The organism is Pseudomonas sp. N2-3-1-14, assembly GCF_041228395.1.
Classification (GTDB): domain Bacteria; phylum Pseudomonadota; class Gammaproteobacteria; order Pseudomonadales; family Pseudomonadaceae; genus Aquipseudomonas.
In genome coordinates this window covers 1888399-1912710 of record NZ_CP166199.1, presented here as the reverse complement: position 1 = coordinate 1912710, position 24312 = coordinate 1888399, and the positions used below count along the sequence as shown (strand labels likewise).

The 24312-nt window shown below is 60.3% G+C and carries 23 protein-coding genes and 1 pseudogene; 7 read left to right on the top strand and 17 right to left on the bottom strand.

Features of this window, described 5'->3' with window-relative positions; translation table 11 throughout:
* The 3 genes from AB5I78_RS08870 to AB5I78_RS08860 all read right to left on the bottom strand — a co-directional run bounded on the left by AB5I78_RS08870 (position 1) and on the right by AB5I78_RS08860 (position 2528).
* Positions 1 to 309, bottom strand: coding sequence for a class I SAM-dependent methyltransferase (locus AB5I78_RS08870; protein ID WP_262207631.1), 309 nt, complete (start codon positions 307 to 309; stop codon positions 1 to 3).
* Positions 310 to 567: 258 nt separating this feature from the next.
* Positions 568 to 1002 carry a DoxX family protein gene (locus tag AB5I78_RS08865; RefSeq protein WP_145163204.1) on the bottom strand — a complete coding sequence of 145 codons (435 nt, stop codon included), beginning with the start codon at positions 1000 to 1002 and terminating at the stop codon, positions 568 to 570.
* 104 nt (positions 1003 to 1106) lie between these two features.
* Entirely contained in the window at positions 1107 to 2528 is a 1422-nt protein-coding gene (locus AB5I78_RS08860; RefSeq protein WP_145163202.1) for a transglycosylase SLT domain-containing protein, read from the bottom strand.
* Between the two features lie 236 nt (positions 2529 to 2764).
* Here AB5I78_RS08860 and AB5I78_RS08855 point away from each other — a divergent pair, with 236 nt between their 5' ends.
* The 3 genes and pseudogenes from AB5I78_RS08855 to AB5I78_RS08845 form a co-directional block, all read left to right on the top strand.
* Entirely contained in the window at positions 2765 to 3571 is an 807-nt protein-coding gene (locus AB5I78_RS08855) for a TatD family hydrolase (RefSeq protein ID WP_369300548.1), read from the top strand.
* A 96-nt stretch (positions 3572 to 3667) separates the two neighbouring features.
* Positions 3668 to 5149: a methyl-accepting chemotaxis protein gene (locus AB5I78_RS08850; RefSeq protein WP_369300549.1), complete on the top strand. Its 1482-nt coding sequence runs from the start codon at positions 3668 to 3670 to the stop codon at positions 5147 to 5149.
* Positions 5150 to 5258: 109 nt separating this feature from the next.
* A pseudogene (locus AB5I78_RS08845) lies at positions 5259 to 5507 on the top strand (terminase); the annotation flags it as partial.
* Between the two features lie 6 nt (positions 5508 to 5513).
* Here the strand turns inward: AB5I78_RS08845 and AB5I78_RS08840 are convergent.
* The 3 genes from AB5I78_RS08840 to AB5I78_RS08830 form a co-directional block, all read right to left on the bottom strand.
* Positions 5514 to 6311, bottom strand: a complete 798-nt coding sequence (locus AB5I78_RS08840) for an acyl-CoA thioesterase (RefSeq protein WP_369300550.1) — start codon at positions 6309 to 6311, stop codon at positions 5514 to 5516.
* 89 nt (positions 6312 to 6400) lie between these two features.
* Positions 6401 to 7162: a CHAD domain-containing protein gene (locus AB5I78_RS08835; protein ID WP_145163194.1), complete on the bottom strand. Its 762-nt coding sequence runs from the start codon at positions 7160 to 7162 to the stop codon at positions 6401 to 6403.
* A 43-nt stretch (positions 7163 to 7205) separates the two neighbouring features.
* On the bottom strand, positions 7206 to 7484 hold the full coding sequence (locus AB5I78_RS08830; protein WP_010176194.1) for a hypothetical protein: 279 nt from the start codon (positions 7482 to 7484) through the stop codon (positions 7206 to 7208).
* Between the two features lie 215 nt (positions 7485 to 7699).
* Here AB5I78_RS08830 and AB5I78_RS08825 point away from each other — a divergent pair, with 215 nt between their 5' ends.
* Positions 7700 to 8737: a patatin-like phospholipase family protein gene (locus AB5I78_RS08825; RefSeq protein WP_262207617.1), complete on the top strand. Its 1038-nt coding sequence runs from the start codon at positions 7700 to 7702 to the stop codon at positions 8735 to 8737.
* 122 nt (positions 8738 to 8859) lie between these two features.
* Here AB5I78_RS08825 and AB5I78_RS08820 read toward each other — a convergent pair whose 3' ends face one another.
* The 6 genes from AB5I78_RS08820 to kdpF all read right to left on the bottom strand — a co-directional run bounded on the left by AB5I78_RS08820 (position 8860) and on the right by kdpF (position 16840).
* Positions 8860 to 9549, bottom strand: coding sequence for a response regulator (locus tag AB5I78_RS08820; protein WP_242193825.1), 690 nt, complete (start codon positions 9547 to 9549; stop codon positions 8860 to 8862).
* Positions 9550 to 9586: 37 nt separating this feature from the next.
* Complete coding sequence (locus AB5I78_RS08815) at positions 9587 to 12238, bottom strand: ATP-binding protein (protein ID WP_369300551.1); 2652 nt, start codon at positions 12236 to 12238, stop codon at positions 9587 to 9589.
* A 126-nt stretch (positions 12239 to 12364) separates the two neighbouring features.
* Complete coding sequence (kdpC, locus tag AB5I78_RS08810; RefSeq protein WP_369300552.1) at positions 12365 to 12910, bottom strand: potassium-transporting ATPase subunit KdpC; 546 nt, start codon at positions 12908 to 12910, stop codon at positions 12365 to 12367.
* 64 nt (positions 12911 to 12974) lie between these two features.
* A complete protein-coding gene (gene kdpB / locus AB5I78_RS08805) occupies positions 12975 to 15026 on the bottom strand; it encodes a potassium-transporting ATPase subunit KdpB (protein WP_370004737.1) in 2052 nt (683 codons plus the stop codon).
* 20 nt (positions 15027 to 15046) lie between these two features.
* On the bottom strand, positions 15047 to 16741 hold the full coding sequence (gene kdpA, locus AB5I78_RS08800; protein ID WP_145163185.1) for a potassium-transporting ATPase subunit KdpA: 1695 nt from the start codon (positions 16739 to 16741) through the stop codon (positions 15047 to 15049).
* A 9-nt stretch (positions 16742 to 16750) separates the two neighbouring features.
* A complete protein-coding gene (kdpF, locus tag AB5I78_RS08795; RefSeq protein ID WP_369300555.1) occupies positions 16751 to 16840 on the bottom strand; it encodes a K(+)-transporting ATPase subunit F in 90 nt (29 codons plus the stop codon).
* Between the two features lie 393 nt (positions 16841 to 17233).
* Between kdpF and eat the strand changes: the two genes are divergently transcribed.
* Positions 17234 to 18598 carry an ethanolamine permease gene (gene eat, locus AB5I78_RS08790; RefSeq protein ID WP_369300556.1) on the top strand — a complete coding sequence of 455 codons (1365 nt, stop codon included), beginning with the start codon at positions 17234 to 17236 and terminating at the stop codon, positions 18596 to 18598.
* A 110-nt stretch (positions 18599 to 18708) separates the two neighbouring features.
* Entirely contained in the window at positions 18709 to 18876 is a 168-nt protein-coding gene (locus tag AB5I78_RS08785) for a DUF2897 family protein (protein ID WP_083359476.1), read from the top strand.
* 8 nt (positions 18877 to 18884) lie between these two features.
* On the opposite strand, the gene AB5I78_RS08780 is transcribed toward AB5I78_RS08785, so the two are convergent.
* A complete protein-coding gene (locus AB5I78_RS08780; RefSeq protein WP_369300557.1) occupies positions 18885 to 19733 on the bottom strand; it encodes an urea carboxylase-associated family protein in 849 nt (282 codons plus the stop codon).
* Between the two features lie 14 nt (positions 19734 to 19747).
* On the bottom strand, positions 19748 to 20392 hold the full coding sequence (locus AB5I78_RS08775; RefSeq protein WP_369300578.1) for a GntR family transcriptional regulator: 645 nt from the start codon (positions 20390 to 20392) through the stop codon (positions 19748 to 19750).
* Between the two features lie 132 nt (positions 20393 to 20524).
* Between AB5I78_RS08775 and AB5I78_RS08770 the strand changes: the two genes are divergently transcribed.
* Positions 20525 to 21103 carry a TetR/AcrR family transcriptional regulator gene (locus AB5I78_RS08770; protein ID WP_369300559.1) on the top strand — a complete coding sequence of 193 codons (579 nt, stop codon included), beginning with the start codon at positions 20525 to 20527 and terminating at the stop codon, positions 21101 to 21103.
* A 27-nt stretch (positions 21104 to 21130) separates the two neighbouring features.
* Here the strand turns inward: AB5I78_RS08770 and AB5I78_RS08765 are convergent, their stop codons facing one another.
* The 3 genes from AB5I78_RS08765 to AB5I78_RS08755 all read right to left on the bottom strand — a co-directional run bounded on the left by AB5I78_RS08765 (position 21131) and on the right by AB5I78_RS08755 (position 24298).
* Complete coding sequence (locus AB5I78_RS08765; RefSeq protein ID WP_369300561.1) at positions 21131 to 21463, bottom strand: ComEA family DNA-binding protein; 333 nt, start codon at positions 21461 to 21463, stop codon at positions 21131 to 21133.
* Between the two features lie 158 nt (positions 21464 to 21621).
* Positions 21622 to 23619: a nucleoside-diphosphate sugar epimerase/dehydratase gene (locus tag AB5I78_RS08760; RefSeq protein WP_242193844.1), complete on the bottom strand. Its 1998-nt coding sequence runs from the start codon at positions 23617 to 23619 to the stop codon at positions 21622 to 21624.
* Between the two features lie 118 nt (positions 23620 to 23737).
* On the bottom strand, positions 23738 to 24298 hold the full coding sequence (locus tag AB5I78_RS08755) for a sugar transferase (protein ID WP_106576857.1): 561 nt from the start codon (positions 24296 to 24298) through the stop codon (positions 23738 to 23740).
* Between the last annotated feature and the right edge of the window lie 14 nt (positions 24299 to 24312).

Genomic DNA, 24312 nt, shown 5'->3' with positions numbered 1-24312 from the left:
TCAACGACGAGCGATCAGTCCCTGACGGGCAATGCGCGTCAGCTGACGGATGACTTCATCGGCATCAGCGGCGCTGGGCGCCTGAATCACTGCAAGGTCGAAACTGTTGGCGGCAAAGCGGGCCAGGGAGTCGCCATCTTCCACAAACTGGATCAGGAACGCCGAAGGTCGCCCGGTGCGACGCGGCCAGCCATCGAGGTAACGCAGCAGCGTAGGCTGGTGCTTGCCACCCAGGAGGATTTTCGGATTGCGTTGAGTCAGGTCCGCGGTGATCGGGGCCAGGCGTATGAGGGGGCGAAGTGCATTCATCGTGTCGTGTCTCTGCCTCAAAAGTCTGCGGGCAGGTGAGAGGCAACACCGAACCAGCGCTTTAGCGGTATTTCGAAGCCTGCCTCTCGATGAGTGCATGCTTCTGTCGGGCTGTATCGAGCCCAGTGGCGCCCCGCAATTAGCTGTTTAAATCGGCGCATGAGCAGCATCCTAGAGAAGCCGGTGGGGCAGTGTCAAGAATCCCGAGCAACGAAAAAGCCCGCACAGGGCGGGCTTTTTCCGGGTTTTAACTGGGTATCAGCGGGCGATGGCGCGGTCGGCAGACAATTTGCCCGCCCCTTCCAGCAGCACCGCCAAAGAGCCGCCGAGCAAGGCGAGGGCAAATTCATAACCGTTGTTAGCCATGAACAGCCCGTTATGAATATGCACCGAGAAGATTGCCACCAGCGACAGGAAGGTCAGGCCCAAGGCCGCCGGGCGCGCCAGCAAACCGATGATCAATGCCAGGCCGGCGAAGAATTCCGTGCCGCCCGACAACACCGCCATCAAGGTGCCCGGAGTCAGCCCAAGGCTTTCCATATACTGCGCAGTGCCCGCCAGGCCGTAGCCACCAAACCAGCCAAAGAGTTTTTGCGAACCATGGGCAGCGAAGATGATGCCGACAAAAATTCGCAGGATGGTCAGGCCATAACCAGCGCGGGTAGACAGGATACGGTTGATCAGTGGGCTCATGGTGCTAATCCTTTTCCAGGTAGGGGATGGGTTGGCCGCTATATTAATCGGATAAAGCAATGATAAAAGCGCAAAAATCGCTTAATAATAATCTATAAACCCGATCATTTACGCGAAGCAAGTTTTGGCGTTGACGGTTCCAGAGACTCCCGCTCCCGATCAAACGCCAAGTAGTACTTGTTCACGCTATTAACATAGCTGACGCCAGCCATGCCCACTTGCTCCATGGCAATACGCTCGACCTGGAAGAACCATTGGTTGGGGTTCAGACCGCGGCGCCGAGCCTCGGCCCGCATGCCTTGCACCCGCTCCGGCCCCATGTTGTAAGCCGCCAGCACGAAGGCCATACGCTCGCGCTCGTTAAGCTTGGGGCTGGCAAAGAACTTGCGACGGATCATCGCCAGATACCGGGCGCCCGCTTGCACATTACTGTCCAGACTCTCGATATTGTTGACGCCCACTCGCTGCGCCGCCGAAGGCGTGATCTGCATCAGCCCGGTCGGGCCACCACTGTTGCGCGCGCCGGGGTCCAGGGCCGACTCCTTGAACGCCAGCGCCGCCAGGTTCAGCCAGTCCATGCCCTGCTCTCGCGCATGCTTTTGCAGCACCGGGCGCAGTTTCTCCAGGCGCTGACGGTCGGCGCGAGCCAATGGGTTGCGCACTTGATAAAGGCGTCGGTAGATACGCTGGAATGCCACGTCCTGGTCGGCCGGGGTTCGGTAGGTCTTGAGGAAACGGTCAATACTTGCCCGCAGCATTGAGGCATCCTGGCGCACAAACCAGTACTCATCGCCCGGCTCGCTGATTGCCACTTGCCGATCAAAGCGCAGCTTGGGCAGGATTTTCGACCAGCGTTCGGCAATGGGTTTCTCGACGATGGTGAGGTGGAAGATCCCGGCCTGGACCATCTCCAATACATCTTCTACCGCCAACGTCGGATCGACCCACTCCACCTTCACCGGCGGTCGCTTGTGCAGGGCCAGTTGCTGGTTGACCTGATTGATCGCATCCGCCGCTGCACTGCCGGTAGTCAGGGCCAGCGTGCGCCCGGATAACTGCTCCAACTTGGTAAAGCGTCGCTCGCCCTTCACGCCAACCAGCCACAACGGTACATCACTGGCAATCGGGTCGCTGGTGCTGATCTTGTGCGCAGCCTTCACATCAAGCAATTCACCGGGAGCCACCAGGTCGCCTTCACCACGAGCCAACGCGCCGAGCAGTTGGTCCTTGGCTTTCGGGATAATTTTGAGAGTGATTTCTTCCCCGTCACGGGCGTGGCCGTTCAGGTATTGCTCGAAGGCGCGCAGGCGATGGTACTCAACACCGATGGCCTGGCCCTGAACCTCACCGGAACTGTTACGGCTCTGGTTGACCAGCACACGCAGCGTGCGACTGGAGCGAATCTGCGCCAGGTCGCGTACCTTGCCGGGCTTGGTCACTTCCAGCGGCCCATCCAGACGTGCGACCGCCGCCATGGGCAGCAGTAACGTCAGGCACAACACAAGCAACGCCGAGGGTCGGATCATCCGCTCTCCGGAAAGAATACTGGCCAGCACCCTCGCGAAAGGCGAAGGGCTGGAGGTCAGAAACAGAGCGCTTTATGCGCTGGCAAGGCGCGCAACGGTGGCATGGAGGAAGGCGTACGACCGACCACAATGTCACTTGCGACGTTCAAAGACAGCTATAACTCGTTGTAGTTCTTCGTTTTTCTTATAAATCTACAGCTCTGATATGCTTTCCGGCCGCAGGCGGAGATAGCACCATGCAACTCATTGATATCGGCGTCAACCTGACCAACCCCAGTTTCGACGAGAGGCACCAGGCCGTTCTCGACCGTGCCTATGCCGCCGGCGTGCAGCAATTGGTGCTCACCGGCACCAGTGTCGAAGGCAGTGAGCAGGCTTTGGAGCTTTGCATAAAACTCGATGACAGCGGCCAGCGCCTGTTCAGCACCGCCGGCATTCATCCCCACTCCGCCAGCGATTGGAACGGCGACAGCGCGCGGCAATTGCGGGGTTTGCTCAGCGAAAGCCGCGTGCGTGCAGTGGGCGAATGCGGGTTGGATTTCAACCGCGATTTTTCCCCGCGCCCACAACAGGAAAAAGTCCTCGAAGAACACCTGGCACTGGCCGTCGAGCTGAAACTGCCAGTGTTTCTTCACGAGCGCGACGCCAACCAGCGCTTGCTGGAGATCCTCAAGGATTACCGCGACCACCTGACCGCCGCCGTGGTGCATTGCTTCACCGGCGAACAATCGGCGCTGTTAAGCTACCTCGACCTCGACTTGCATATCGGCATCACCGGCTGGATATGCGACGAGCGCCGTGGGACGCACCTGCACCCGCTGGTCAGGGAAATCCCACGTGGCCGTCTGATGCTGGAAAGCGACGCGCCCTACCTGCTGCCGCGCACGCTGCGACCCAAGCCGAAAAACGGCCGCAATGAACCGGCCTACCTGCCGGAAGTACTGCGCGAAGTCGCCCTGCACCGCAACGAAACCCTGGAAGACTTGGCTGCACACAGCACCGCCTGTTCGCGCGCGTTTTTTGGTTTGCCTCAAGTGGATTAATGCGGCGCATTGACCCATGTCAAAACCGGCTTCCTGAGTAGCGGCACAATAATGGCACCTTGCCAATGCTGTTTCCGCTATCAGAGAAAACCTTCCATGGGTGCCTGGCTTAGCAATATCTCGCTGAAATACAAATTCTGGGCCGTCAACGCGGTCGCCTTCATCACCACCTTGTTGCTCGTGCTCTACGCCGTGCAACTCGAGCAACAGGCGCGCAACGATGCCTCCCAGGCTTCGGCACAGGCGCAGGCGCGGTTGCTGAGTGCCTGGCCCGCCGACAAGCCATTGCCCAAGGGCGAGCATTGGCTGACGTTTACCCGTGGACAAGTCCCACAGCTGGCCGATCAGGATCTGTCAGCCCTGGGCAACGCCAGCGGTTGGATCGAGCTCAATCACATGCCGTTGTTCGGTGAAAACCCGCTGATCGGTGCCGACGTGATCGCGCGTGCCGACGGCCAGCAGGTCGCCGTGCTGGCCTACGGACGCAGCCTGAGCCAAGTGTTCGGCGAACGCTTCGCCAACTACGCGGTGGCGGTGTTGATCCTGATGCTGGCGATGCTCGGTGCCTCGCAACTGCTGATCCGCTTTCTGCTCAGCCAACTCAACACCCTCAAGGATGTGATGCTGCACGTCGAGAAAACCGGCGACCTGTCAGCCCGCGTACCACTGGCCTGCAAGGACGAAGTCGGCCAGATGGCCAGCGCCTTCAACGCCATGCAAGCCGGCTACCAGCGGGTTGTCAGCACCGTGGCACACACCGCGCAGCAATTGGACGATGGCGCCGCGCGCCTGGCCAGCAGCATGAACGAGGTGCAACACGGCATGCTCGGCCAGCAAAGCGAAACCGATCAGGCCGCTACCGCGATCAATGAGATGACCGCCACCGTCTACCACATCGCCCAGCACGCCGGCGCCACTCGCGACCTGTCCCAAACCGCCGACACCCTCGCCGGCAGCGGCCAGGAAGTGGTCAGCCGGGTACAGCGTTCGATTGCCGGGCTTTCCACCGGCGTGCAACAGACTGCCGAGATGATTCAGAAGCTCGCCGAGGACAGCCAGAAAATCAACGGCGTGGTCGGCGTGATCCACAGCATCGCCGAACAGACCAACCTGCTCGCCCTCAACGCCGCCATCGAGGCCGCCCGCGCCGGCGAAATGGGCCGTGGTTTCGCCGTGGTCGCCGACGAAGTACGCAACCTGGCCAAACGCGTGCAAAGCTCCACCGACGAAATCACCCACATGGTCTCGGCGCTGCAGGCCGGCACCCGCGACGCGGTGGACTTCATGCAGGAAAGCTCGTTCAAGGCCGACGACTGCGTACAGCAAGCCCAGGAAGCCGGCGCGGCTCTCGCCGAAATCACCGGCGCCGTGGCGCAGATGCGCGAAAGCAACACCCAGATCGCCGTGGCCGCCGAACAGCAAAGCCATGTCGCCGAAGAGATGAACCGCGCCGTGGTGAGCATTCGTGATGTGACCGAAAACACGGTGCAGCAGACCGTGGATTCAGCGACCACCAGCAATGAGCTGGCGACGTTGGCCGGGGAATTGAGCAAGGCGATTGGGCAGTTGAAGTTGTAAACCAAACAAGGTTGGCTATAGCCCCCATAGCCAGCCTTGATTCGCCGCCCCGCCCGCCCGCGATCTAAACTTTGTTCAAGTTGTTTCAACGGACAGAGGATTCATCATCATGGGCAAACGTCACCCCAACTTCCCCGCCTGGCAATGGCGCACTCACCCACAAACCCATCAGCACCCGACCAACCTGGGGCTGCAGTTAATTGCGGTGCCGCTGCTGATCATCGGTTTTCTGCTGATGGCATCCGGCGTGTTCAGCCTGAGCCTGGCCAGTTTTGCCGTCGGCGTGATCGGCGTGTTGGCAGGCGTGGCGCTTCAGCGCCACGGTCGCAAACTGGAAGCGCAAGGCAGCCAGCGGTTCTGAGGTTCAGGCGAAAACTACCACGGTCTGGCGGCTGATGGCGATCAACTCGCCGGCCGGGCTCCAGAGCGCGGCCGCGGCATTGCCGTAGCCGTCGCGGGCGTGTTCGATGTTGACGTAGTACTGGCACCAGTCGAGGGTGGTCAGATCTTGCAGCGGCTGGATAAATTCAATGGTCCAGGTCAGCGTGCTGCCCGGCGCCGGTTGGGTCAGGTGCGGAAGCAAGGCCGGGGGCCAGGCATCGACCAATGCGAGGATATGCGCCTCGGTCAACGGCTCTTCCTTGACGTCCCCGCGCAGGCGCACCCAACCGCCCATGTCGCGGGATTTATTGCCGGTGAACGGCAATCCACCGACGCTCCAGCGCATCGCCAAGTGGCGCATGAACTCGGGTGTCACGCCCTTGATGTAGGGCAGTTCCTGGCATTCATCCCAGTGTTTGAACCTAGGCGACGCCTCGCTTGCGACATCTATCACTGACTCACGCGGCGCGCCAAAGCTGGCCTGCACCAGCGTCGCCACTTCACCGTTTTGCACCACGCGGCCAAGCAACTGGCTGACGGCCTTGCCTTCGCGCAACACTTCGACTTGATAACTGGCCGGCACATCCGGCGCAACGGGACCGACAAAGGTAATGGCCAAAGATCGCAGGGGTCGATCTGCCGGCATTTGGGCGCGCAGGGCTTCGTACTGCAACGCGGCAACCAGGCCACCAAAGGTCGCGCGGCCCTGAGCCCATTCGGCGGGGATGGTCACGTCCAACGGGTTGTTACGGGCTGCGTCGAGCAAATCACTAAAGCGCATGGCGACCTCACATCAAGAAAACCGATGAGGGATCTTAACCATCGAGCCGGTGAGGTACAGCGCCCATTCCGGCCAAAAACCGGACCGGCCTAGAAACAATCCGCGCTGAGTTTGTCCAGCACCCGATCCGCCTGGCCTTCTGCCTTGCTCATGGTGCGATGCCACACGGGCACGCACGGTTGCAAATCCGCTTGGTGCCCGGCCTGCGCCAGCCATTGCCAGCAGTCGTGCCAATCGCCCAGAGCGCCTTGGGCTTGTTTGAGGCGCGACATGGCTTTGGCAGGCAGTTTGTCCAGTTCGGGGTAGGCCTCGGCGGCGTAACGCACACGCTTGATCAGCAACCGCAGGCGGTGGCGATCATGGGTTGGGTCTTTGAGGGCATCACCGAGTTTGTGCCATTGCTTGCCCAAGCGCTTCTCGATGCGCGGGCGTAGGCCCTTGAGCAGTTTCTGATGCTGCGAAGCCCGGATAAAGCGTGGGAACGCATCGAGAATCTGCAGCAGGTGCGCCACTTCCGGGCTCTGCGCCACCTGGCGATAGGCGTCGGGTTGCAGGCGCAGGCGCCGTTCAGCGGCCTGGTGATAGCCGTGCTGATGCAGATACGCCGCCAGGACCTCGCGGTCGCGTAGCGGCGTAGTCATTTGGCCGACTGTGCTGGCGGCCAATTCGAGTTGTTCGACTCCCGGCAACCCGCGCAACGGGCGCAACAAACTGCGCAGGCGCCGCACGGTGGTGCGCAGGTCGTGCAGGGCTTCATCGTCGGTGACGGCGGCGAGGCGAGCCTGGCAGCTCAGTAACCCTACTTCCAGGCCAATGACCTGAGCGACTAACTGATCGACCAAAGCTGACATGCCTTCCTCCCTTGACGATGAAAATCCTGTTTGGCGCTAGAAATTAACGTCCGGCGCGCGACTCACGAATATAGAACCGCGCCTTTTCGGCCTTGTTGGAGCAGCCTTCAAACGCTTCGAATTGCTGCTGGGTCTTGGCGCCAGTCAACAAGGACAATGCCTTGGAGTAGCTCACGGTGCCGGCAAAACCTTCAGCCTTGGCCAGGTCCAGCTCGTGCCACGCGGCATCCAGTTGCGTGCCACAGCTGTCGCGGTATGCGGTTTTCCCGGCACAGCCGGCCAGGGCCAACACAATCACAGGCACACACATCCAGGCTTTCATCGATGACACCTCAAATAAAGAAAAACAGTCGTAGGGTGTAGACGTTGCCTACAAGGAAAAGTGCCTTGTTCGCAGCCTGAAATCAGAGCGCCTATCGTCAGAGCATACCCGAGCACTGCGCTGATCCTGGAAAAATATTACAGCCCCCGGCGAAGATTGAAGCTTGCCCCTCAATGGGTGCATTGTGGGCACCTGCTTTGTGAAGGACATGGACCATGAAGAAACGTGTTGCCTTGGTGCTGGGCTCCGGTGGAGCCCGCGGTTATGCCCATATCGGCGTGATCGAGGAGATCGAACGGCGCGGCTACGACATTGCCTGTATCGCCGGTTGCTCCATGGGCGCCGTGGTGGGTGGGATCTATGCAGCCGGCAAGCTTGACGAGTACCGCAACTGGATCGAAAGCCTCGACTACCTCGATGTACTGCGCCTGGTCGACGTAAGCTTTCGCCTGGGTGCGATTCGTGGCGAAAAAGTCTTCGGCCAGATCCGCAAGATCGTCGGCGAGATCAACATCGAAGAACTGCGCATTCCCTACACCGCCGTCGCGACCGACCTGACCAACCAGCAGGAAATCTGGTTTCAGGAAGGTTGCCTGCACCAGGCCATGCGCGCCTCCGCGGCGATTCCAAGCCTGTTCACGCCCGTGATGCAGGGCAACCGTATGCTGGTGGACGGCGGCCTGCTCAACCCGCTGCCGATCGTGCCGGTGGTGTCGAGCCACTGCGACTTGATCATCGCGGTCAACCTCAACGCCACCAACCAAAAACATTACCAACTGCCCGTGATCCAGCGTCCGCCGGCGTTCAAGAGTCGCTTCAACAGCTTGGCGAAGTCGTTGGGTTCACACCTGCCGTTTCGCCGCAAACAAGCTGAACAGTTAATGAAGCTTGAGCAGGAGGCTTTGCACGCTCAGACAGCTGAGATCAACCCATGGCTGGAATCGGCCGAACCAGAATCCCAGCAACCCGCGGCGGCGCCGGAGAAAGCCGGGGCGCCAAAGTCGGCGACCGGTTCGTTCATCATCGACAACGTCGGCCCGGCGTCCCTGCTGGACCTGATCAACCAGAGTTTCGAGGTGATGCAGACATCGCTGGCGCAGTACAAGATCGCCGGTTACCCGCCGGATGTGCTGATCAACGTGCCAAAGCGGGTGTGCCGGTTTTTCGAGTTTTACAAAGCGCCGGAGTTGATCGCTTTGGGACGGGAAATTGCCAGGGATACGTTGGACAAGTATGAGAGTGAGCAGGGCTGAAATGTGTGCTGTGGCTGATGGCGCTATCGCGGGCAAGCCCGCTCCCACATTCTGATCTGTGAACACATTCAATGGTGGGAGCTGGCTTGCCTGCGATGAGGCCTGCACGGGCGCCGCCAAACTCAGGCATTCAACAACCGATACCCAACCCCCGCCTCGGTCACGATAAACCGTGGCTGAGTCGGGTCATCCGCCAACTTCTGCCGCAAATGCCCCACCACAATGCGCAGGTAGTGACTGTCTTCAGTGTGGGTCGGCCCCCAGATATCCTTGAGCAGTTGTTGCTGGGTGATTACCCGCCCCGGATGCCGCGCCAGTTGCGCCAGTACCGCGTACTCCTTGCGGGTCAGCGCCACCTCGGCACCGTCCAGCAGCACGCGGCGATAGGCCAGGTCCACCGTCAGCGGGCCAAAACTCAAGGCCGCTTCCTGAGCCTCCCCCGCCGGTGCCTGGCGCAGTAATGCGCGCACGCGGGCGAGAAATTCCTGAATACCAAAAGGCTTGGTCACGTAATCATTCGCGCCGCCATCCAGGGCCTCGACCTTCTGCACTTCACTGGCGCGCACCGACAGCACCAGCACCGGCACCGTCGACCACTCGCGAAACTCGCGCAGCACGTGTTGGCCGTCCATGTCGGGCAGGCCGAGGTCGAGCACCAGCAAATCCGGTTTGCTCAATGCCGCCTGGGCCAGGCCCTCGTTACCGGTGCCGGCCTCGATCACCTTGTAGCCCTGGGAGGCCAGGCTGATGCGCAGGAATTTGCGAATCTGCGGTTCGTCATCAATGACTAAAATCGTCGCGGTCTGGCTCATGGTGTCCAATCAAAATCCGTGGAAAAAAGAGGGTAGCTCAAGCCTCGCGTTCCAGGCCAGGCTGAGTCGGCAATGGCAGGAACAAGGTGATGCACGTGCCCCGCCCTTCAATGCCCTCGGCGACGCTGATACGCCCACCGTGTGCGCCAACCATGCCCTGGCAAATCGCCAGGCCCAGGCCCGTGCCCTGCCCGCCGCGATCACCGCGGGCGGCGGTGTAGAACATATCGAAAATCTTCGCGCGCTCGTCTTCGGGAATCCCCGGCCCTTCATCGGCCACCGCAAAAAACAATTGGTCATCCGCCACGCCCGCGCTCACCTCCAAACGGCCTTGGGCGGGTGAGAAACGCGCGGCGTTTTCCAGCACGTTGACCAGCGCCTGTTCGATCAAGGCGGCATGCACATACAGCAACGGCAACTCGGCCGGCACGTCAGTCTTGACCTGCAGCGGCGCCAGCACCGCGCGCAAACGGCCAAGGGCGCTGCCGACGATATCGCCGGGCGAAACCCAATCACGCGCCAGTTTCAGCGCACCGTGGCCCAGGCGCGTCATGTCCAGCAAGTTCTGGATATAGCGGTCCAGGCGCTCGGCTTCATCGCGGGTGCCCTCGAGCAATTCGCGGCGATCCTCCAGAGGAATCGCCTCGCCGAGCGCCAACAGGCTGTCGATGCTGCCGCGCATCGACGTCAACGGCGTACGCAAGTCGTGGGACACAGAGGCCAGCAAGGCGCTGCGCAGTTGCTCGGTTTCGCCATGCAAGCGCGCGGATTCAAGTTCCTGCGCCAATTGCGCCCGAGCCAAGGCCTGGGCCAGCGGCTGGCTCAATGCGGTGAGCAGGCGACGACGCTGCCCGCTCAGTTCCAGGCCCGGTTTGGCGCTCACGCCAAGCAAACCCAGCGGCCCCTCCTCGCCCGACAGCGGCCACCACCACCAGCGCCCGAACGGCAACGTGCCGGTGCCCATGCCGGCCGGCTGATCGTGCTGCCAGGCCCAATCGGCGGCGGCGCGTTCGGCTTCTGTGAGGTTCAGCGGGGAACCGGTCTCGACCTGCCAATCGCCATGCGCGTCCCGATTGACCAGGCAAAGCTCCAGATCGCTCCAGCCTTCCAGATGATGGGCCGCCGCACTGATCACCGCCTGGCGATCGGTGGCGGCGGTGAGTTTGCGCGACAGATCGAGCAGTTCGCTGGTCTCTTCCTGAGTATCGCGCAAGGCCTGCAGTTGCCGACGCTGACGCGCGGCCAGGTTGCCGGTCAACGCCGCCATCAGCAGAAAGAACAGCAGCGTCAACACGTCCTCTTCGCGCTGGATGGCGAAGGAGAAATTCGGCGGAATAAACAGAAAATCGTAGGTCAGAAACGACAGCGCCGCACACACCAGCGACGGCCCCAGGCTGCTGCGCACGCCCACCAGCAATACCGCCGCGAGAAACACCAGCGAGATATTCGGCAACGGCAACACGCTGGCAACCGCCCAGGCCAGCGCCGCCGCCACGATCGTCGCGACGACTGCCAGGCCATAATCGAACCACACCAACCCGCGCACATCCGGCAGTCGCGGCGGTGCGGGCATGTCGTCGCTGTCGAGGACGTTGATTTCCAGACCGCGCGCATTACGCAGCAAGCGCGCCGCCAGCCCACCGCCGAACAACCGACGCCGCCAACGCATGCGCGATTGCCCGACCAGCAGCAGGCTCGCGCGGCGTTCGGCGGCATGCTGGATCAGCGTCTTCGCCACCTCGCCCGCCCGCAGCAACACCACTTCGCCGCCAAGGCGCTCGGCCAGTTGCTGGGCGTTTTGCAGGCGCAGGCGCGCTTGCTCATCGCGCGCGCGGCCGTTGTCGATATGCACCAGGCTCCAGGGCAAATGTCGGCGTTGAGCGACGCGGCTGGCATGACGCACCAGGCGTTCGGCCTGCGCATCGCCATCCACGCCCACCAGCAAGCGGCCGCGCACCGCCGGCGCAGCCTGGCCCAGTTGCCGATAGCCCTGGGCCAGGTCGTCATCGACGTGAGCGGCGGCGGTCTGCATCGCCAGTTCGCGCAGGGCCATCAGGTTGGTCTGGGTGAAAAACGCGTCGATGGCCGCACGGGCCTGCTCCGGCACGTACACCTTGCCCTCGCGCAGACGCTCCAGCAGTTCGCGTGATGGCAGGTCGATCAGCAGCAACTCGTCTGCCTCTTGCAGCACCCAGTCCGGCAGGGTTTCGCGCACCTGCACGCCGGTGATCCCGCGCACTTGATCGTTAAGGCTTTCCAGGTGCTGGACGTTGACCGTGGTGAACACATTGATGCCGGCGGCGAGCAGTTCCTGAATGTCCTGCCAGCGTTTTTCATGCCGGCTGCCGGGGGCGTTGCTGTGGGCCAGTTCGTCGACCAGCACCAGCTTGGGCTTGGCGGCGAGCAGGCCGTCCAGGTCCATTTCTTCGAGCATCACGCCGCGGTATTCGGTACGCACCAACGGTTGCTGCGGCAAGCCGCTGAGCAAGGCCTCGGTCTCGGCGCGGCCGTGGGTTTCGACCACCCCGGCGATCAGCCGCACGCCCTGGCGCAGCTGGGTGTGGGCGGCCTGGAGCATGGCGTAGGTCTTGCCCACGCCCGGCGCGGCGCCGAGAAAGACTTTGAGCCGGCCACGGCCGTCCCGGGGCAGATCGGCTAACAGGGCGTCGGCGCGGCCGGAGTCGCTCATGCGTTGCGGTTCCTTCAGGTGTTTATTTGGAGTCCTTCAGGCCGCCATCGCGGGCAAGCTCGCTTCCACAGTTGGAGTGCATTCCCCTGTGGGAGCCGGGCTTGCCCGCGATGGCGGCACCACGACTTACAACTTTTCCAGCGCCATGTTCAGCGCCAACACGTTCACCACCGGCGGCCCCACCAGCGGGCTTTCGATGTGCTCATCCAGCAAGCGCTGCAGGGTTGCCACCGGCACATTTCGTGCGGCTGCCACCCGCGCCAGTTGATAGGCAATCGCCGGTGGAGGCAAGTGTGGATCAAGACCGCTGCCAGAGGTAGTCAGCGAGGCCAACGGCACCGGCCCCTGGCCTGGCACCAGTTGTTTATTGGCATCATCGAAGACGCGCGTGGCCAACGCCGGGTTGCTTGGGCCCAGGTTACTCGCGCTGCTGGAAACCGTCGCAAATGCGCCAGCCGACGGGCGCGGATGGAACCACTGATCGCCGGTAAAATCCTGGGCGATCAGGCTGGAACCGCGCACCTTGCCGTCGACATCGCGCACCAGGCTGCCGTTGGCCTGGTCAGGAAAAGCGACTTGCGCGACACCGGTCACTACCAATGGGTAGGCGACGCCGGTGATCAGGGTCATGAGTACCAGCAGGCTCAAGGCCGGGCGGATCATGGTGGACATTTCAGATTCCTCACGTGAGTCATTGCAACCTGTGGGCACCGACGTGGCGCCCCCAGGAATCGGGTCAAACCAGGTGCAGCGCGGTCAGCAGCATGTCGATCGCCTTGATGCCCACGAACGGCACCACAATCCCGCCCAGCCCGTAGATCAGCAAGTTGCGACGCAGCAACGCAGCCGCGCTCGCCGCCTGCACGCGCACACCGCGCAGCGCCAGCGGGATCAGCACCACAATGATCAACGCGTTAAACACAATGGCCGAGAGAATCGCGCTCTGCGGGCTCTGCAAGTGCATCACGTTGAGCACGCCCAATTGCGGGTAGATCGAGGCGAACAGCGCCGGCAGGATTGCGAAGTACTTGGCCACGTCGTTGGCGATGGAAAACGTGGTCAGCGCGCCGCGGGTCACCAGCAACTCCTTGCCGATCTGCACCACGTCCAGCAGCTTGGTCGGGTCGCTGTCGAGGTCGACCATGTTGGCCGCTTCGCGAGCCGCCTGGGTGCCGTCATTCATCGCCATGCCGACGTCGGCCTGGGCCAGTGCCGGCGCGTCGTTGGCACCGTCGCCACACATGGCAACCAGACGACCGTCGTTCTGTTCGTGGCGAATGCGCGCGAGTTTTTTCTCCGGCGTGGCTTCGGCCAGCACATCGTCCACGCCGGCTTCGGCAGCAATCGCCGCAGCGGTCAGCGGGTTATCGCCCGTCACCATCACGGTGCGAATCCCCAGTTTGCGCAGCTCGGCAAAACGTTCGCGGATGCCAGGCTTGACCACGTCCTTGAGGTGGATCGCACCGAGCAATTTGCCGTCGGCGCACACCAGCAAGGGTGTGCCGCCGCTTTGGGCGATCTTGTCGATTTCCCGCGACAGTGCCGGTTGCAGGTCGCGGCGTTGCTGGCCGATAAACGCCAGCAGCGAATCCACCGCGCCCTTGCGGAACACACGGCCTTCGTAATCGACACCGGACAAACGCGTTTCAGCACTGAAGGGCACCGAGGTCAGTTGATCCAGGGTCGGCTCAGCCTGCGGGTGCAAGGCGCGCAGGTATTCGACGATGGATTTGCCCTCTGCGGTGTCGTCTGCCAGCGATGCGAGCAGCGCACCCTCGGCCAAATCCCGACCACTGACGCCAGGCGCGGCGATCACCGCCGCGCAGCGACGGTTACCAAAGGTGATGGTGCCGGTTTTATCCAGCAGCAACACATGCACGTCACCCGCCGCTTCCACCGCGCGCCCGGATTTGGCGATCACATTGAGGCGCACCAGACGGTCCATGCCGGCGATACCGATGGCCGACAACAAGCCGCCGATGGTCGTAGGAATCAGCGTCACCAACAGTGCGACCAGGAACACGAGCGGCAAGCTGCCATTGGCGAAGTGCGCGAACGGCTGCAGGGTGACCACCACCAGCAGGAAGATCAGGGTCAGGCCGATCAGCAGGATATCCAGCGCGACTTCGTTGGGGGTTTTCTGGCGTTTGGCACCTTCCACCAGGGCGATCATGCGGTCCAGCGTGGACTCGCCCGGGTTGACGGTGATGCGGATCAGCAACCAGTCCGACACCAGCCGCGTGTTGCCGGTGACGGCCGAACGGTCGCCGCCGGACTCACGGATCACCGGTGCGGATTCGCCGGTGATCGCCGCTTCGTTGACTGCCGCGATGCCTTCGATGACCTCGCCGTCACCAGGGATCATTTCTCCGGCGGCGACGCGTACGACGTCGCCTTTGCGCAGGCTGGTGGCCGGCACGACCTTGAAGCTGCCGTCGGCCTCCTTGCGACGCGCGCTGAGGCCTTCACTGCCAGCCTTGAGGCTGTCGGCGCGGGCCTTGCCGCGACCTTCGGCCAAGGCTTCGGCGAAGTTGGCGAACAGCACGGTGAACCACAGCCACACGGCGATCTGCACGGCGACGAACGTCGGCACGGCGGTGTCGGGCACGAAGCACAACACGGTGGTGAGGATGGCGGTCAGTTCGACCACCAGCATCACCGGCGAACGTTGCAGCTGGCGCGGGTCCAGCTTGACGAACGCCTGGCCCAGCGCCGGGCGCCATAGCGAAGAGATGGCGGTTTTTGGCGACTCCTGAGTTGTCACAGGGGCGGCGTTTTTTGCAGGCATATTCATTTTCATATCCCCTCTTAGAAGCCCATGCTCAGGTGTTCAGCGATTGGGCCCAGTGCCAGTGTCGGCAGGAAAGTCAGGCCGCCCACCAGCAAAATGGTCACGGTCAACAGGGTCACGAACAGCGGGCCATGCGTGGGGAAGCTGTTCTGGCCAATCGGAGCGGTCTTTTTCATTGCCAGGCTGCCAGCCAGAGCCAGTACCGGGAGGATGTAGCCGAAGCGGCCGATCAACATGCCCAGGCCCAACATCAGGTTGTGGAACGCGGTGTTGCCACTGAAGCCGCCGAACGCCGAACCGTTGTTGGCACTGGCCGAGGTGTAGGCGTACAACAACTGGCTGAAACCGTGCGGCCCAGGGTTGCTGATGGCACCTGCCGGGCCTGGCAGGCTGGCGGCAATGGCGCCCAGTACCAGCGTGCCCACCGGCATCACCAGCAAGGTCACCACCAGCAATTGCACTTCCTTGGCCTGAAGCTTCTTGCCCAGGTATTCCGGGGTGCGGCCGATCATCAAGCCGGCGAGGAACACCGCGATCAACACGTTGAGCAACATGCCGTACATACCGGCACCGACGCCGCCGAAGATCACTTCACCGACCATCATGTTGACCAGCGCCACCATGCCGCTCAGCGGGTTGAGGCTGTCGTGCATGCCGTTGACCGAACCGTTGGACGCCGCCGTGGTGGTGACCGACCACAACACCGTGCCGGTGGTGCCGAAGCGCGCTTCTTTGCCTTCCAGCGGTGCGGTTTGCTCAACGGCCGGGTTGTTCAGGGTCGGGTTGGGTTGGTACTCGGCCCACAGCGACGTCGCGCCGCCGATCAGGAACAGCGCCAGCATGCAGCCGAGAATCGCGCGGCTCTGACGCAGGTCCTTCACGTAGTGACCGAAGGTGAACACCAACGCCACCGGGATCAGGATGATTGCCGACAGCTCGAACAGGTTGGCCCAGGCCGTCGGGTCCTCAAACGGGTGCGCCGAGTTGACGCCAAAGAAGCCGCCGCCATTGGTGCCCAGTTGCTTGATCGCAATCTGGCTGGCTGCCGGGCCGAGTGGGATCACCTGGTCCACGCCCTGCATCGTCACGGCATTCACGTAGTGCGCGAAGGTTTGCGGCACGCCCTGCCACACCAGGAACAACGCGAATACCAGGCACAACGGCAACAAGCCGTAGAGGGTAGCGCGGGTCATGTCGACCCAGAAGTTGCCCAGGGTCTTGGTGGATTTGCGACCGATACCACGGCACAGCGCGACCAGCACAGCCAGGCCGGTGGCGGCGCTGACGAAGTTCTGCACGGTGAGGCCAATCATCTGGCTGAGGTAGCTCAGGGAGGCTTCACCGCTGTAGTTCTGCCAGTTGGTGTTGGTCATGAAACTGACCGCGGTGTTGAAGGCCAGCGTCCATTCCTGACCTGGCAATTTCTGCGGGTTGAGTGGCAGATACTCCTGGAACAACAGCACAGCGAACAGCAACACGAAACCGGCCAGATTGAACGCCAGTAGCGCCAGCGTGTACTTCTGCCAGCTCTGTTCCTGGTGTTCGTCCACGCCAGACAGGCGATAACACGCGCGCTCAACCGGGCCGAGCACCGGCGTGAGCCAGGTGCGCTGGCCTTCCATCACCTTGTAATAGAACCTTCCCAGGAACGGTGCCGGCACCAGCACCACGGCAAAGAAGGCGATGATCAGCCAATAGTCATAACTGTGCATAGCCTGCTCCTAGTGCCGATCCGCGCGTAACAGCGCAACCAGCAGATAAATGAACAGCGCCACGGCCAATAGCAGTGACACCCCGTCCAGAACGCTCATGGAAGTCTCTCCGTTTTGCGGCGATTGCCGCGTGTGAGGCAATTGTCCGCAGGAGTGGCGTAAAGGAACGAGAGCGACGCTGGGGGCCGGGCGTAAAGACGGCGTAAAGAGTGGATTTATGCGGGGTTTACAGAGGTCGGTGGTGGCTGTTGGGGCCTCATCGCGGGCAAGCCCGGCTCCCACAGGTAACCGCAATCCCCTGTGGGAGCCGGGCCTGCCCGCGATGACGGCAGCTCAAACGCCCCTGCACTCAACTGGTGCAATGACAGAAGATTTCAAACGCCAAACCGTCTCCTCGACGACAGTTCGGCGTCTTTACGACAATGAATGGCGCACTGGCATGGCCGCTGCAACACCCTGAAATATTCCAAACCGTTCAGGGAGCGCAACACGATGAACACACAACTCAAACCCACCTTGGGCACCCTGCATCTGTGGGGCATTGCCGTCGGCTTGGTGATTTCCGGCGAGTACTTCGGCTGGAGCTACGGCTGGGGCGTCGCAGGCACGCTCGGTTTTCTGGTGACCTCGCTGATGGTCGCCGCCATGTACACCTGCTTTATATTCAGCTTCACCGAACTGACGACGGCGATTCCTCACGCGGGTGGCCCATTTGCCTACAGCCGTCGCGCCTTTGGTGAGAAAGGCGGCCTGATCGCCGGCCTGGCAACGTTGATCGAATTTGTCTTTGCCCCGCCTGCGATAGCCTTGGCCATCGGCGCTTATCTGAATGTGCAGTTTCCGGCACTCGACCCCAAACACGCGGCCGTCGGTGCCTATATCGTCTTCATGGGCCTGAATATTCTCGGGGTGAAACTCGCGGCCACCTTCGAGCTGGTGGTGTGCGTGCTCGCCGTCGCCGAACTGTTGGTATTCATGGGCGTGGTAGCGCCGGCGTTCAGCTTCAGCAACTTCGCCCTCAATGGCTGGGCCGGGTCCGACACCTTCGGCGCGCCGGCGATAGCCGGGATGTTTGCGGCCATTCCTTTCGCCATCTGGTTCTTCCTTGCCATCGAAGGTGCAGCGATGGCTGCCGAGGAAGCGAAGGATCCCAAGCGCACCATCCCAAAAGCCTACATCAGCGGGATCCTGACGCTGGTGGTGCTGGCCATGGGCGTGATGTTCTTTGCCGGCGGCGTGGGCGACTGGCGCACGCTGTCGAATATCAATGACCCGTTGCCGCAAGCGATGAAAACCGTGGTGGGCGACAGCTCCGGCTGGCTGCACATGTTGGTGTGGATCGGTCTGTTCGGCCTGGTGGCGAGTTTTCACGGCATCATCCTCGGCTACTCGCGCCAGTTCTTCGCCCTCGCGCGCGCCGGCTACCTGCCCTCTTTCCTCGCCAAACTGTCGCGTTTTCAGACACCACACCGGGCAATTATTGCCGGCGGTGTGGTCGGCATCGCCGCCATCTACAGAGACGGCCTGATCAACCTGGGCGGCATGACGCTGACCGCCGCGATGATCACCATGGCGGTGTTCGGTGCCATCGTGATGTACATCATGAGCATGCTCAGCCTGTTCAAACTGCGCAAGACCGAGCCGCTGCTGGAGCGCACCTTTCGTGCACCGGGCTATCCGATCGTGCCCGGCATAGCGCTGGTGCTGGCGGTGGTCTGCCTGGTGGCCATGGCCTGGTTCAACGCGCTGATCGGGCTGATTTTCCTGGGCTTCATGGTGGTGGGTTTTGTGTACTTCCAACTGACCGCGCAGGACCGCGCCGACGCACCGGCCGATGCGATGTTGACGGGGCTGTGAGGCTACTGGGGCAGAACGGGCCTACAATGAACTACTAAGAAAGCCCGTGACTCAAAGCAGCTATTACCGTGGGAAATTTCCCCACGGTTTGCTGCCTCAAGGAGAGCCCTATGCCGTGGTATGCCTGGTTGATTTTAGTGGTCGCGATCGGTTCGATCGTCGGTGGTTTATTGATGCTGCGTGACAGCGCCAACAAGGTGGAACTCACCGACGAACAACGCAAACGCGTGGCCGAGCGCAACGCCCAGGCAGACTCAAAGGACGCCCAGGACCGCTGAACCTGGCGCTACTCCCACGCCGCCTTGGCGATATGCAACCCGTGCTGGCCTTTATAGGCCGCACGTTCGGGCTGGCTCCAGCCATTGAGCAACTCCTCCTCCAGACGATAAATCTCCACACCCAAAGGGCGACACACCGTCAACGGATCCTGCGCGTCAGGCCCCCACATCGGCAGCGACAAATCCCCGCCCGGGCACGTCGACAGCGCGCAGAGCAAATCAATCTCGGCAAAAAACTCCAGGTAGTCGCCCTTCTGCGCCGGGCAGGCTTTCATGAAGTACATGTCATCGTGATTGAGGCCGGTGCACTGGAAAATATTCAGCACGTCGTGCACGTCGAATTCCGTCAGACCGTGGGGCAGCACCGCGCGTGTCAGGTTTGAGTGGCAATGGTGATGAAAGTCTTCGCCGGTGAGCATGCGATTCACATACGGATCGCAGCGTGTGCCAAGCAAGTCGTGCAGGCGCCCGCCATGCTCATCGATGCCATAACTCGCCAGGCTGTCATCGGTGATGGTCACCAGCGGCCGCAGAAACGGCAGGTTCGACCACAGTCGATCATGAGTGCTGACATGTGCGCCTTGTAACTGGCGGGTACGTGCGGCCCAAAGACGTTCGCGAGGATCGTTGGCATTCCACACGTTGAAGTCACCCACTTGTGGCCCAACCGGCGTGGTAACCCGGAACACTTGCCCGGCCGGCACCTTCCACGCCCTGCCCGTGCGAATCGGCACGTCGAACTGCTCGATCAATGTGCGTTGGTCCGCACGATCACGAATGCGCTCATAGAACGCGGTATCAACCTGCAGCGCAGAACCTTTACTGACCTGGTACGCGGCCGGATAGTCTTTATACATGGGGCAATCCTCCATCAGGGGTGATCAAACAAGGCCAGGGAAAGGCGTTCGGAATCGTCCAGGTACAGACTCATCGCCTCCTGCGCAGCCGCTTTGTTGCCGCACGTCAGCAACGCATAGATCTCCTGGTCGCGCTCCAGCCAGGGCGACTGGAAACGCTGCTCATCGGGTGCCGCGCAAAACACCAGCCGCAGTTGAGCTATGACCTGGGCAAAAAACTCATCAAACAGTGGGCTGCGCATCAGCCCGACAATCCGTTGGTGGAACGTCAGGCTGTGAGTCGCCACTGCGCGCCAGTCCTCGCGCTCCCTGGCTAGGGAGGTGGCTTCGATTGCGTTTTGCATGTGCTCGGACTGAGCATCCGTCAGCCCACCGCTCTGGGCGATAGCCTGCAATTCGAGGGTTCGGCGTACAACGAACAGGTCACGCACCTCATCTCGATCCAGCCGCCGCACCACCACGCCTTTGTTGCGCACATAACGGGTAAGCCCTTCCTGCCCCAAACGGTGCAAGGCCTCGCGAATGGTATTGCGCGATGCGTTATAAATTTTGACCAGGTCCACCTCGACCAACGCCATGCCGGGCAACAGCCGCCCGCCAATGATGTCGGCACGCAGTTCAAGTGCAATCTGATCCGCCAGAGACAAGCTGAGCGTCATCATCACCTCACGATTGTTGAACAATCCCTGAACCAGATGTAATCACTTTTCATGCCAGTACCGCTGAACGATGTGTGGATGGGTAAAAAAGCTTAACTCCGTTAACATGCCCGCTCGTCCACGAGGCCGCCCATGCGTTATTCAGCAGACCATAAAGCCCAGATCCATCAACGCATCATCAAGGAAGCCTCAGTGCGCTTTCGCCGCGACGGCATCAGCGCGACCGGCCTGCAACCCCTGATGAAAGCACTCAATCTGACACACGGTGGCTTTTACGCGCATTTCAAATCCAAGGATGATCTGGTGGAAAAGGCCCTGCAGGCTGCCGCTGCAGAACTGGATGCACATTGCGAAACTCTGTTCAGCCAGGAGCGGCCGCTGGATGCATTCATAGACAACTATCTGTCTGACTGGCACCAGACCTCTCCCGCTGAAGGCTGCCCGCTGCCGACCATGTCTTCGGAATTGGGCCAGAGGGGAAAGCAGAGTCCGACCACGGATGCTGTGCTTGAAGCGCGATTGAGGCAGGTTGAATCAACGTTGGATCACGCGAATGCCGACGAACGAAGCCTGGTACTGATGTCGACGTTGGTAGGGGCATTGGTGCTGGCCAGGAGCGTAGAGAGCCAGTCATTGGCAATGCGGATCATGAAAGTCGTGCGCGAGAACTTGAAAGATCAGATCTCAGACAAAGAAAAGGCCGGTCAATGACCGGCCTCTTGGGCAACGTTTACAGACTCAATTAATAGCCAGCCTGTCGCGGTTTTTCTCCAGCAATGCCTTACCGATGCCTTTGACTTCCAGCAACTCGTCTACTGCAGTGAAAGGCCCATTGCTGTCGCGATAGGCGACAATCGCCTTGGCCTTGGCGGCACCAATGCCGAACAGATCGCGGCGCAGGACGTCGGCGTCGGCGGTGTTGAGATTGACCTTGGTCGTTTCTTCAACTTTCGCCATCTGGGCGACGATGGGCGTAGGGGCTTCGGGTTTGGCGGATGGGGCTGCGGTGGTGGCGACGGAGACACTCGCGAGGAAGGCAAAGATCAGGGAAGAGATATAGGTGTTTTGCATAGGTGACGCTCCATGACATCGGTAGAAGAAAAGCAGCTTTTCCGAAGCTGCCTTTCTAACTTAGGTGATGTTTGGAGGGAGTCAAAAGTGAGTCAGTTACAGCGTGTGTTTTTCTATTCCGGCAGAACGACTCACTCGTAGATTTGTAACTTTTAAACTCATGGTTCAAGTCGACGCTGCTGATATATCCAGTCAACAATTTCCCCATCCGGCGTATAACCGCTGACGGTGTCGCGCAACAACTGGCGAACCCGACTGAAATCGTCTTGATCAATTGCGGCGAGTAGCTCAGAAAGCTTGACCTTCAACACTTCCCACGGCAAGTAGTCCTCGTTAGCGCTCATGATCATCGGATGTTGTGTTGCAACAACATTGTCCCCGATAAGCAACTCTTCATATAACTTCTCGCCCGGGCGCAAACCGGAAAACTCAATGGCAATATCGCCGTGAGGATTTTTGTCGGACCGCACACTCAGCCCTGAGAGATGGATCATTTTTTCAGCCAGTTCGACAATCTTGACGGGCTCACCCATGTCCAGCACGAACACATCTCCGCCAAGCCCCATGGAACCCGCTTGAATGACCAACTGAGCCGCTTCAGGAATGGTCATGAAGTAGCGGGTGATCTTCGGGTGCGTGACCGTCAGCGGTCCACCAGACTTTATCTGCTTGTGAAACAGCGGGATCACCGAACCGGAGGAGCCTAATACATTGCCAAATCGAACCATCGTAAAACGGGTTTTATTCACCCGCGACACGTTGGTTTTGTCCCCAAACAGCACGGGGGCAGGTTCGCGGCTCAATGCCTGCAGGGTCAACTCGGCAAGACGCTTGGTGCTGCCCATCACGTTTGTTGGACGCACGGCCTTGTCGGTGGAAATCAACACAAAATTCGATGCGCCCGCTTGAACCGCCGCCTGCGCCGCGTTCAGCGTGCCGATAACATTGTTCAGCACACCCTCTGCGATGTTGTGCTCGACAATGGGTACATGCTTATAGGCGGCAGCGTGGTAAACGGTATCTACCCGCCAGGCCTTCATGACATCCAGCAGCTTTGACGGGTCCCGCACTGAACCCAGGATAGGCAGCAGTTTTACCGGTAACGATTTACGAGTAATACGCTGTTCCAATTCTGAAAGAATACTGTAGAGATTGAACTCGCTGTGCTCAAACAAGAGCAAGGTTTTAGGTTTAAGCTCCAGAATTTGCCGACAGAGTTCTGAACCGATCGAGCCACCCGCCCCCGTGACCAGGACACTCTGCCCCTTGATGCAATGCTCAAGCAGATCGCCTTGCGCAGGCACCGAATCACGTCCCAGCAAGTCCGCAATATCGACCTCTTGAATATCGTCAACCTTGACCCGTCCACTGGCCAGGTCCATAAAACCCGGGACGCTACGAACGTGTAGCGGAAAACCTTCGAGAAAACCGAGAATCTCCCGGCGCCGCCCGCGATTGGAGGACGGGATTGCCAAGAGAATTTCCTGTGCTCCCGTAGCGTCGATCATCCTCTGGATATGCTTGGGCTTATAGACCTGGAGGCCCGAGATGACACGGTCCGAAATAGACGCGTCATCGTCAATGAACGCAACCGGGCGCATCACTCGGCCCATGCGAAGCGCTGCCACCAGCTGATTCCCCGCCGCACCGGCGCCATAGATGGCAACACGTGAAAGACCATCGTCACGGCTGGTAAACGGGACGTGTTGGGCAGCGGCAAACCAATCGCCTAAAAAGTACTGACGCATGGTCAAACGCAAGCCACCGACCATGATCAAACTCAACCACCAATAGTTGAAAATGATCGACCGGGGCACCACGTTCTGATGGTTGCTATACCAATAAACGACCACACCCAGGATTAAAGAAGAAAGGCTGACGGCCTTGATAATTGCGACCAACGCATCGTTGCCAAAATAACGCATGACAGCGCGGTACATACCGAAGCGAATGAACAGGGGTATCGCAACCACCGGCGCCGCCAGGAACAACCACAAGTGCATTTTGACCGGGTTGATCATTTCGTCGATTCCGAGACGGACTAAAAACGCCATCCACAGTGCCAAAAATACGAGTATGACGTCCGCCAATACTTGAATCAGTCGTTTTTGATGACGAGGCAATTTCAATAGCCACGTACGCAACCGGTTTATCATGATTCACCTATCGCCTATGCGTCAGATCAAAAAATTTCTTGATCGCATTACAACGCAGAACAAAAAACATACTTTGTATAATCAACCTGAATCGGCCAATCAAACACTTGCTACGGTATTAATGTGAAACACCATCACGTTTGATGACCTTCAAGGCCGTTAAAAACAAGATTTTGAGGTCGAAAAGAACACTCATGTTTTTCGCGTAAAAAGCATCATAGCCAACCTTAACCGGTATGGGCAACTCGTCACGGCCGTTGACCTGCGCCCACCCCGTAAGACCTGGACGGATAAGGTGTACGCCTTGCTCGGTACGCAGCTCAATCAAATCGGCCTGATTAAAAAGCGCGGGTCTGGGCCCTACAAAACTCATATCACCTGCGATGATACTCCACAGCTGAGGCAATTCATCCAGGCTGGACTTTCTTAAAAAGTTGCCAATAGGCGTCAAGTATTTAGACGGGTCGAGCAGCAAATGCGTGGCCACAGCAGGCGTACCAATACGCATCGAGCGAAACTTTGGCATCCTGAACAATACGTTGTTCACCCCTACGCGGTCAGACCAATACAGTGCGGGTCCTTTTGACGTCAATTTAACCGCCACCGTAACAAGCAAGATCGGGATCAAAAGTATGAGCAAGGCAAAGAGGCTCAGTACTAGATCAAAAAAACGCTTCATGTTTCCACCAACCT

What these genes read in the sequence shown, in the direction of transcription:
- AB5I78_RS08870 (WP_262207631.1), bottom strand. Translation starts at nt 309, where the DNA reads ATGAATGCACTTCGCCCCCTCATACGCCTGGCCCCGATCACCGCGGAC.
- AB5I78_RS08865 (WP_145163204.1), bottom strand. Translation starts at nt 1,002, where the DNA reads ATGAGCCCACTGATCAACCGTATCCTGTCTACCCGCGCTGGTTATGGC.
- AB5I78_RS08860 (WP_145163202.1), bottom strand. Translation starts at nt 2,528, where the DNA reads ATGATCCGACCCTCGGCGTTGCTTGTGTTGTGCCTGACGTTACTGCTG.
- AB5I78_RS08855 (WP_369300548.1), top strand. Translation starts at nt 2,765, where the DNA reads ATGCAACTCATTGATATCGGCGTCAACCTGACCAACCCCAGTTTCGAC.
- AB5I78_RS08850 (WP_369300549.1), top strand. Translation starts at nt 3,668, where the DNA reads ATGGGTGCCTGGCTTAGCAATATCTCGCTGAAATACAAATTCTGGGCC.
- AB5I78_RS08840 (WP_369300550.1), bottom strand. Translation starts at nt 6,311, where the DNA reads ATGCGCTTTAGTGATTTGCTCGACGCAGCCCGTAACAACCCGTTGGAC.
- AB5I78_RS08835 (WP_145163194.1), bottom strand. Translation starts at nt 7,162, where the DNA reads ATGTCAGCTTTGGTCGATCAGTTAGTCGCTCAGGTCATTGGCCTGGAA.
- AB5I78_RS08830 (WP_010176194.1), bottom strand. Translation starts at nt 7,484, where the DNA reads ATGAAAGCCTGGATGTGTGTGCCTGTGATTGTGTTGGCCCTGGCCGGC.
- AB5I78_RS08825 (WP_262207617.1), top strand. Translation starts at nt 7,700, where the DNA reads ATGAAGAAACGTGTTGCCTTGGTGCTGGGCTCCGGTGGAGCCCGCGGT.
- AB5I78_RS08820 (WP_242193825.1), bottom strand. Translation starts at nt 9,549, where the DNA reads ATGAGCCAGACCGCGACGATTTTAGTCATTGATGACGAACCGCAGATT.
- AB5I78_RS08815 (WP_369300551.1), bottom strand. Translation starts at nt 12,238, where the DNA reads ATGAGCGACTCCGGCCGCGCCGACGCCCTGTTAGCCGATCTGCCCCGG.
- kdpC (WP_369300552.1), bottom strand. Translation starts at nt 12,910, where the DNA reads ATGTCCACCATGATCCGCCCGGCCTTGAGCCTGCTGGTACTCATGACC.
- kdpB (WP_370004737.1), bottom strand. Translation starts at nt 15,026, where the DNA reads ATGCCTGCAAAAAACGCCGCCCCTGTGACAACTCAGGAGTCGCCAAAA.
- kdpA (WP_145163185.1), bottom strand. Translation starts at nt 16,741, where the DNA reads ATGCACAGTTATGACTATTGGCTGATCATCGCCTTCTTTGCCGTGGTG.
- kdpF (WP_369300555.1), bottom strand. Translation starts at nt 16,840, where the DNA reads ATGAGCGTTCTGGACGGGGTGTCACTGCTATTGGCCGTGGCGCTGTTC.
- eat (WP_369300556.1), top strand. Translation starts at nt 17,234, where the DNA reads ATGAACACACAACTCAAACCCACCTTGGGCACCCTGCATCTGTGGGGC.
- AB5I78_RS08785 (WP_083359476.1), top strand. Translation starts at nt 18,709, where the DNA reads ATGCCGTGGTATGCCTGGTTGATTTTAGTGGTCGCGATCGGTTCGATC.
- AB5I78_RS08780 (WP_369300557.1), bottom strand. Translation starts at nt 19,733, where the DNA reads ATGTATAAAGACTATCCGGCCGCGTACCAGGTCAGTAAAGGTTCTGCG.
- AB5I78_RS08775 (WP_369300578.1), bottom strand. Translation starts at nt 20,392, where the DNA reads ATGACGCTCAGCTTGTCTCTGGCGGATCAGATTGCACTTGAACTGCGT.
- AB5I78_RS08770 (WP_369300559.1), top strand. Translation starts at nt 20,525, where the DNA reads ATGCGTTATTCAGCAGACCATAAAGCCCAGATCCATCAACGCATCATC.
- AB5I78_RS08765 (WP_369300561.1), bottom strand. Translation starts at nt 21,463, where the DNA reads ATGCAAAACACCTATATCTCTTCCCTGATCTTTGCCTTCCTCGCGAGT.
- AB5I78_RS08760 (WP_242193844.1), bottom strand. Translation starts at nt 23,619, where the DNA reads ATGATAAACCGGTTGCGTACGTGGCTATTGAAATTGCCTCGTCATCAA.
- AB5I78_RS08755 (WP_106576857.1), bottom strand. Translation starts at nt 24,298, where the DNA reads ATGAAGCGTTTTTTTGATCTAGTACTGAGCCTCTTTGCCTTGCTCATA.